This is a genomic window from Streptomyces sp. NPDC127084 (assembly GCF_042724175.1).
In the GTDB taxonomy this organism is placed as follows: Bacteria; Actinomycetota; Actinomycetes; order Streptomycetales; family Streptomycetaceae; genus Streptomyces.
This window is the reverse complement of the sequence record NZ_JBHXFA010000151.1, coordinates 9,467-16,554: the sequence shown is the minus strand read 5'-3', so window position 1 is coordinate 16,554 and position 7,088 is coordinate 9,467. Positions and strand designations below refer to the sequence as shown.

Here is a 7,088-nt window from a genome sequence, read left to right as displayed (position 1 = left end):
CCTCGAAAGGTTGCGGGGCCCGTGCCAAGAACGCGTATGCGACGCGGTCACCGGGGTGAGCGGAGGGCTCAGACCGCTGCCGGGTCCTCCTCGACGAGGAGGTTGCGGGTGCGGTTGGGGTCCAGCGGGATGCCGGGGCCCATGGTGGTGGTCAGGGTCGCCTTCTTGACGTAGCGGCCCTTCGCGGCGGACGGCTTCAGACGGAGGATCTCCTCCAGCGCCGCGGCGTAGTTCTCCACCAGCTTGGTCTCGTCGAAGGAGACCTTGCCGATGATGAAGTGCAGGTTCGAGTGCTTGTCGACGCGGAACTCGATCTTGCCGCCCTTGATGTCGGTGACAGCCTTGGCGACGTCCATGGTCACGGTGCCGGTCTTCGGGTTCGGCATCAGACCACGGGGACCGAGCACACGGCCGAGGCGGCCGACCTTGCCCATGAGGTCCGGGGTGGCGACGACGGCGTCGAAGTCCAGACGGCCCTTCGAAACCTCGTCGATCAGTTCGTCGGAGCCGACGATGTCGGCGCCCGCGGCTTCCGCCGCCGCAGCACGGTCACCGGTCGCGAAGACCAGGACCCGGGCGGTCTTGCCGGTGCCGTGCGGAAGGTTGACGGTGCCACGGACCATCTGGTCGGCCTTGCGCGGGTCAACGCCCAGGCGGAAGGCGACCTCGACGGTGCCGTCGAACTTGGTGCTGGCGGTGTCCTTCGCAAGACGGACGGCCTCGAGCGGGGCGTAGTTGCGCTCCCGGTCGATCTTGGCGTCCGCGTTGCGGAGAGCCTTGCTGCGCTTCACTTCTTCTCCTGTGATGTCTCAGGCGTGGAGTCGTGGTCCGGGCCGGCGCTGGCCCTGCCACTGAGGTCTTGCGGGGCTGTCAGCCCTCGACCGTGATGCCCATGGAACGGGCGGTGCCGGCGATGATCTTCTCGGCGGCGTCAAGGTCGTTGGCGTTCAGGTCGGGCATCTTGGTGGTGGCGATCTCGCGGACCTGGTCGCGCGTCAGCTTGGCGACCTTGGTCTTGTGCGGCTCGCCGGAGCCCTTCTCCACACCCGCGGCCTTGAGGATCATCCTCGACGCCGGCGGAGTCTTGGTGATGAAGGTGAAGGAGCGGTCCTCGTAGACCGTGATCTCCACCGGGATGACCCAACCGCGCTGCGACTCGGTCGCGGCGTTGTAGGCCTTGCAGAACTCCATGATGTTGACGCCGTGCTGACCCAGCGCGGGGCCGACCGGCGGCGCCGGGTTGGCCGCACCGGCCTGGATCTGGAGCTTGATAAGCCCCGTGACCTTCTTCTTCTTGGGAGGCATTGCTCTCTCCGGGTCCAGTTGAGAGTTTGCTGAAACTGCATGACTTCCACCGGACTCATCCGGATGGAGGCATACCGCACAACGATAGCCGGTATCGCCGTGGGGCCAAAAACCGACAGGTCAGAACGGCATTGAGCCGTTCTGACCTGGTCGGAAACCTTGGAAACCTACGAGCCGACGGACTCGTCGGGGCTCGTCAGTTCTTCTGGATCTGGTCGAAGCTCAGCTCGACCGGGGTCTCGCGACCGAAGATCTCGACCAGGCCCTTGACCTTCTTCGAGTCGGCGTTGATCTCGTTGATCGTGGCCTGGAGGGTGGCGAACGGACCGTCGGTGACCGTGACGGAGTCGCCGACCTCGAAGTCCAGCACCTGGACCTCGACCTTGCGGGCGGGAGCCGGGCGGCCCTCTGCCTCGGCGGCCTCGCGGGCGGCCTTCTCCTCCGCCTCGGGGGCGAGCATCTTGACGATCTCGTCCAGGGTCAGCGGGTACGGGTCGTAGGCGTTGCCCACGAAGCCGGTGACGCCCGGGGTGTTGCGGACGACGCCCCAGGACTCGTTCGTCAGATCCATGCGGACGAGCACATAGCCGGGCAGCTTGTTCTGCCGGACGTTCTTGCGCTCGCCGTTCTTGATCTGGACGATCTCCTCTTCGGGGACCTCGGCCTGGTAGATGAACTCCTCGACGTTCAGCGAGACGGCACGCTGCTCGAGGTTGGCCTTCACGCGCTTCTCGTAGCCCGCGTAGGTGTGGATCACGTACCACTCGCCGGGCAGACCGCGCAGCTCCTCGCGGAGCGCGGCGACCGGGTCGACGGGAGCCTCGGGCTCGGCTTCGGCTTCGGCGGCGGACTCGTCAGCGTCGGAAGCTTCGTCGGCCTCGTCCTCGTCGGCCACGTCAGCCTCGTCGTCGGGAGCCTCGTCCTCATCGACCTCGGCGACCGCGACGGCCTCGTCCTCGATGTGGATCGCGGCCTCTTCGGCTGCCTCGCCCGCCGCGGCTTCAGCAGCTTCAGCCTGGTCCGGGTCCACAGCGTCCGCCGCCTCGACGATGTCGAGCTCGTCCTCAGCGGACTCGTCTACACGCGGCTCAACGGCGTCGTTCAGGTTCGGGTCAGACACGGTGGCTGCTTCTTCCTGGATACAGATTGGGTGGAACATGCGAAAAGGCGCCAGGTGAGGCGCCCTCCCGCGGGATCAGCCGAAGACGTACTTGACGGCTTCCTGAAGGCCGAAGTCGATCACAGTCACAAGGCCGATCATGACGACGACGAAGACGATCACCACGGTGGTGTAGGTCGTCAGCTGGCCGCGGGTAGGCCAGACGACCTTACGCAGTTCGGCGATGATCTGGCGGTAGAACAGCGCAAGGCGCCCGAAGGGGCCCTTCTTTCCGCGCTTGCCGCCCTTCCGGGCCTTCTTGCGGGCCTCGGGTGCCTCGTCTTCGGCATCAGGCATGTCGATGGACCCCACGGCGTCCGTCACGTCTCTCACCTGATTCCGGGTCGTGGCCGTGCCGCGCCCGGTTGAGCCGCACGGCGGTGCATTCACGTACGTACATGCGCACACATCCTGGCGAAGGTGTGTGTAGCAGGGCCGGAGGGACTCGAACCCCCAACCGCTGGTTTTGGAGACCAGTGCTCTACCAATTGAGCTACGACCCTTTGTGGTTCCCCACAAACCTACCGCATCGGATGAGGTGGTCGGTGAGGGCCAACGAGCCACGAGTGTACGTGGTCAGAGGCCATGCGTCGAACAGATAGCTCCGCGACGGTCTCTGTCCGTGTTCCGTGTCCGTGCTCCACCGGTCCCGATGCGGTTCCGATGCGATCGGTCCCGGCCGTTTCCGGTCCGCTCCGTGAAACCCTCACGCCCCGGCCACGCCGGGTCTGGGAGCATGGCCCCATGAGCGCTTCAACTCCTCCCACCGAGCGCCGGGTCTCCGCCCGTATCGGCGCGATCTCCGAGTCCGCGACCCTCGCCGTCGACGCCAAGGCCAAGGCTCTCAAGGCCGCCGGGCGTCCGGTGATCGGCTTCGGCGCGGGCGAGCCCGACTTCCCGACGCCGGACTACATCGTCGAAGCCGCCATCGAGGCCTGCAAGAACCCCAAGTACCACCGCTACACACCGGCCGGCGGCCTGCCCGAGCTCAAGAAGGCCATCGCCGAGAAGACCCTGCGCGACTCCGGGTACGAGGTGGACCCCGCGCAGGTGCTGGTGACGAACGGCGGCAAGCAGGCCATCTACGAGGCCTTCGCCGCGATCCTCGACCCGGGTGACGAGGTCATCGTCCCGGCTCCGTACTGGACCACCTACCCCGAGTCGATCCGCCTCGCGGGCGGTGTCCCGGTGGAGGTCGTGGCCGACGAGACCACCGGCTACCGGGTCTCGGTGGAGCAGCTCGAAGCCGCCCGCACCGAGCGGACCAAGGTCGTCCTGTTCGTCTCCCCGTCCAACCCGACCGGCGCGGTCTACAGCGAGGCGGACACCGAGGCGATCGCCCGCTGGGCGCTGGAGCACGGTCTCTGGGTGCTGACGGACGAGATCTACGAGCACCTGGTCTACGGCGACGCGAAGTTCACCTCGGTCCCGGCGCTGGTGCCAGAGCTGCGCGACAAGTGCGTCGTGGTCAACGGCGTGGCCAAGACCTATGCCATGACCGGCTGGCGGGTGGGCTGGGTCATCGGTCCCAAGGACGTGGTGAAGGCCGCGACCAACCTCCAGTCGCACGCCACGTCCAACGTCTCCAACGTGGCGCAGGTGGCCGCGCTCGCGGCGGTGTCCGGCGATCTGGAGGCGGTGGCCACGATGCGGGAGGCCTTCGACCGCCGCCGCCAGACCATCGTGCGGATGCTCAACGAGATCGACGGCGTGCTCTGCCCCGAGCCCGAGGGCGCCTTCTACGCGTACCCCTCGGTGAAGGGCCTGCTGGGCAAGGAGATCCGGGGCAAGCGCGCGACGACCTCTGTGGAGCTCGCGGCGCTGATCCTGGACGAGGCCGAGGTCGCGGTGGTGCCGGGTGAGGCGTTCGGCACACCGGGCTATCTGCGCCTGTCGTACGCGCTCGGTGACGAGGACCTCGTCGAGGGTGTCTCGCGGATGCAGAAGCTGCTCGCGGAGGCCCGGGACTGACGCTTTCGCGGTTCCGCTTCTGCGGCGTTGTGCGCGTTCCGTGTGTTCTTCCGTGTTGAGGCTGCGGGTCCCCGGCTACGGCCGGGGGCCCGTTTCTGTGTTCGGGCAAGAACCCGATCGGTGAAAGGGGGTGCCTGACGGTCCGGGTCTGCGGCAAGATCCTGCAATGGAGCGCGTCCGAGACCTCACACTTCTGCCCAAGGCCCATCTGCATCTGCACTTCACCGGCTCGATGCGGCCCACCACCCTTCTCGAACTCGCCGACAAGTACGGAGTGCACCTTCCGGAAGCGCTGACCGGCGGCGAACCGCCGAAACTCCGCGCCACGGACGAGCGCGGCTGGTTCCGCTTCCAGCGGCTGTACGACATCGCGCGCTCCTGCCTGCGTGCGCCGGAGGACATCCAGCGGCTGGTGCGGGAGGCGGCGGAGGAGGATGTCAGGGACGGTTCCGGCTGGCTGGAGATCCAGGTGGACCCGACGTCGTACGCGCCGATGCTGGGCGGGCTGATCCCGGCGCTGGAGATCATCCTGGACGCGGTGGAGAGCGCGTCACGCGAGACCGGTCTCGGTATGCGGGTGCTGGTCGCCGCGAACCGGATGAAGCACCCGCTGGACGCCCGCACCCTGGCGCGGCTCGCGGTGCGCTACGCGGACCGGGGCGTGGTGGGCTTCGGGCTGTCCAACGACGAGCGCCGGGGCATGGCCCGGGACTTCGACCGCGCCTTCGCGATCGCCCGCGAGGGCGGGCTGCTGGCCGCCCCGCACGGCGGAGAGCTGACCGGGCCCTCGTCCGTACGGGACTGCCTGGACGATCTGGACGCCTCCCGGATCGGCCACGGCGTCCGCTCCGCCGAGGATCCCCGGCTGCTGCGCAAGCTCGCCGAGCGGGGGGTGACCTGCGAGGTGTGCCCGGCGTCGAACGTGGCACTCGGGGTGTACGAGAAGCCCGAGGACGTACCGCTGCGGACCCTGTGGGACGCGGGCGTACCGATGGCGCTGGGTGCGGACGACCCCTTGCTGTTCGGTTCGCGGCTCGCCGCGCAGTACGAGATCGCACGGCGCCACCACGGGTTCACGGACGAGGAGCTGGCGGAGCTGGCCCGGCAGTCGGTGCGGGGGTCGGCGGCGCCGGAGAAGGTGCGGGACGGGCTGCTGGCGGGGATCGATGCCTGGGTGAAGGGGTAAGCGGACAGGCGCCGGGGCGCGGCACCTCGGTCCCGGTACCCGAGGTGTCGCGCCACCGTCGATGTGCCGCGCGCCACCGGTCCGTGGCAGGGCTGGTGGGCGGGGCGTTCGGCACCTCACGCGCACATCGGCGAACTGCTGTCGCCTATGAACGCTCCTCCTTGGATGCGGGTCCTCCTGTGAGGACTGCTCACCCACTCGACAACCTGGGCCGCCCAGGAGGTTCCAGGAGATTTCCGGGCACCGAGGGGAAGGAACGCCGGGCCGCCACGCGGCCTCATGGGGCTCAGAGGCTGACGCCGACCGTCACCGGCTCGTTGACGAGAGTGACTCCGAAGGCGTCCCGCACCCCGGCCACGACCTCGCGGGCGAGGGCCAGCAGGTCCTCCGTGGTGGCCGTGCCGCGGTTGGTGAGGGCGAGGGTGTGCTTGGTGGAGATACGCGCCGGGCCCGTGCCGTAGCCCTTCACGAAGCCCGCCTTGTCGATCAGCCAGGCCGCCGAGGTCTTGGTGTGGCCGTCGCCCGCGGGGTAGGCGGGCGGGGCCATGTCGTCGCCGAGGCGCTCGCGGACCCGGGTGAGAAAGGTCTCGTACTCCGCCGCTGTCAGGATCGGGTTGGTGAAGAAGGAGCCGGCGGACCAGGTGTCGTGGTCCTCCGGGTCGAGGACCATGCCCTTGCCCGCGCGCAGCTTGAGGACGGTCTCGCGCGCGGTCGCGGCCGGGACGCGGTCACCCGGCTCCACGCCGAGGGCGCGGGCCGTCTCGGCGTACTTGACCGGTGCGGACAGGCCGCCCGCGTCCTCCAGTTCGAAGCGGACGCGCAGCACGACATAGCGGCTGGGGTCGCCCTTGAAGCGGCTGTGGCGGTAGGAGAAGCCGCATTCGGCGTTCGGGAGGGTGACGACCTCGTCGTCGTGGCGGTCGTACACCACCACCTCGGTGATGGTGCTGGAGACCTCCTGGCCGTACGCCCCCACGTTCTGGATGGGCGTGGCACCGGCCGAGCCGGGGATCCCGGCGAGGCACTCGATGCCCGCGAGCCCGGCCTCCACGGTGCGGGCCACCGCGTCGGTCCACACCTCCCCCGCCGCCAGCTCCAGCGAGGTGCCGTCGAGGCGGAACCCGGTGGTGGCGATGCGCAGGGCGGTGCCGTCGAAGCCCTTGTCGCCGATCACCAGGTTGCTGCCGCCGCCGATCAGCAGCAGCGGGGTGCCGGTGGCGTCGGCTTCGCGGACGGCGGCGATCACCTCTTCGTCGGTGGTGGCCGTGACGAGGCGGGCGGCCGGGCCGCCGAGACGGAAGGTGGTCAGCGGGGCGAGCGGGGCATCGTGGAGTTCCTGCACGGGCACAAGCCTACGGTCCGGGCCGCGGCGGGCCGGACCGCAGGCCCCGGTCCCGTTCGCGGGGGGGTTCAGGACCCCCGGGGCACCATGCGCGGGTGGCGCCGCGCGCCCCGGGCGGGCCCCCG

The 7,088-nt window shown here is 69.1% G+C and carries 7 protein-coding genes and 1 tRNA gene; 2 read left to right on the top strand and 6 right to left on the bottom strand.

The genetic code is table 11. From position 1 onward, the window contains the following. Positions 1-68: 68 nt before the first annotated feature. The 5 genes from rplA to ACFWI9_RS27570 form a co-directional block, all read right to left on the bottom strand. The gene (gene rplA / locus ACFWI9_RS27590; RefSeq protein WP_387166017.1) at positions 69-791 is read right to left on the bottom strand and encodes a 50S ribosomal protein L1; all 723 of its coding nucleotides are present in this window, start codon (positions 789-791) and stop codon (positions 69-71) included. 79 nt (positions 792-870) lie between these two features. After that, positions 871-1,305: a 50S ribosomal protein L11 gene (gene rplK / locus ACFWI9_RS27585; protein ID WP_067282281.1), complete on the bottom strand. Its 435-nt coding sequence runs from the start codon at positions 1,303-1,305 to the stop codon at positions 871-873. Positions 1,306-1,501: 196 nt separating this feature from the next. After that, positions 1,502-2,425: a transcription termination/antitermination protein NusG gene (gene nusG / locus ACFWI9_RS27580; protein ID WP_387166015.1), complete on the bottom strand. Its 924-nt coding sequence runs from the start codon at positions 2,423-2,425 to the stop codon at positions 1,502-1,504. Between the two features lie 75 nt (positions 2,426-2,500). After that, complete coding sequence (gene secE / locus ACFWI9_RS27575) at positions 2,501-2,788, bottom strand: preprotein translocase subunit SecE (protein ID WP_387166013.1); 288 nt, start codon at positions 2,786-2,788, stop codon at positions 2,501-2,503. Between the two features lie 106 nt (positions 2,789-2,894). Next, positions 2,895-2,967: transfer RNA gene (locus ACFWI9_RS27570), tRNA-Trp, on the bottom strand. 241 nt (positions 2,968-3,208) lie between these two features. On the opposite strand from ACFWI9_RS27570, the gene ACFWI9_RS27565 reads away from it, so the two are divergent. Both ACFWI9_RS27565 and ACFWI9_RS27560 read left to right on the top strand, forming a co-directional pair. Next, positions 3,209-4,435 carry a pyridoxal phosphate-dependent aminotransferase gene (locus ACFWI9_RS27565; RefSeq protein WP_387166011.1) on the top strand — a complete coding sequence of 409 codons (1,227 nt, stop codon included), beginning with the start codon at positions 3,209-3,211 and terminating at the stop codon, positions 4,433-4,435. A 166-nt stretch (positions 4,436-4,601) separates the two neighbouring features. Beyond that, the gene (locus ACFWI9_RS27560) at positions 4,602-5,621 is read left to right on the top strand and encodes an adenosine deaminase (protein WP_387166009.1); all 1,020 of its coding nucleotides are present in this window, start codon (positions 4,602-4,604) and stop codon (positions 5,619-5,621) included. 286 nt (positions 5,622-5,907) lie between these two features. Here ACFWI9_RS27560 and ACFWI9_RS27555 read toward each other — a convergent pair whose 3' ends face one another. Next, on the bottom strand, positions 5,908-6,963 hold the full coding sequence (locus ACFWI9_RS27555) for a UDP-N-acetylmuramate dehydrogenase (protein WP_387166007.1): 1,056 nt from the start codon (positions 6,961-6,963) through the stop codon (positions 5,908-5,910). Positions 6,964-7,088: the final 125 nt, after the last annotated feature.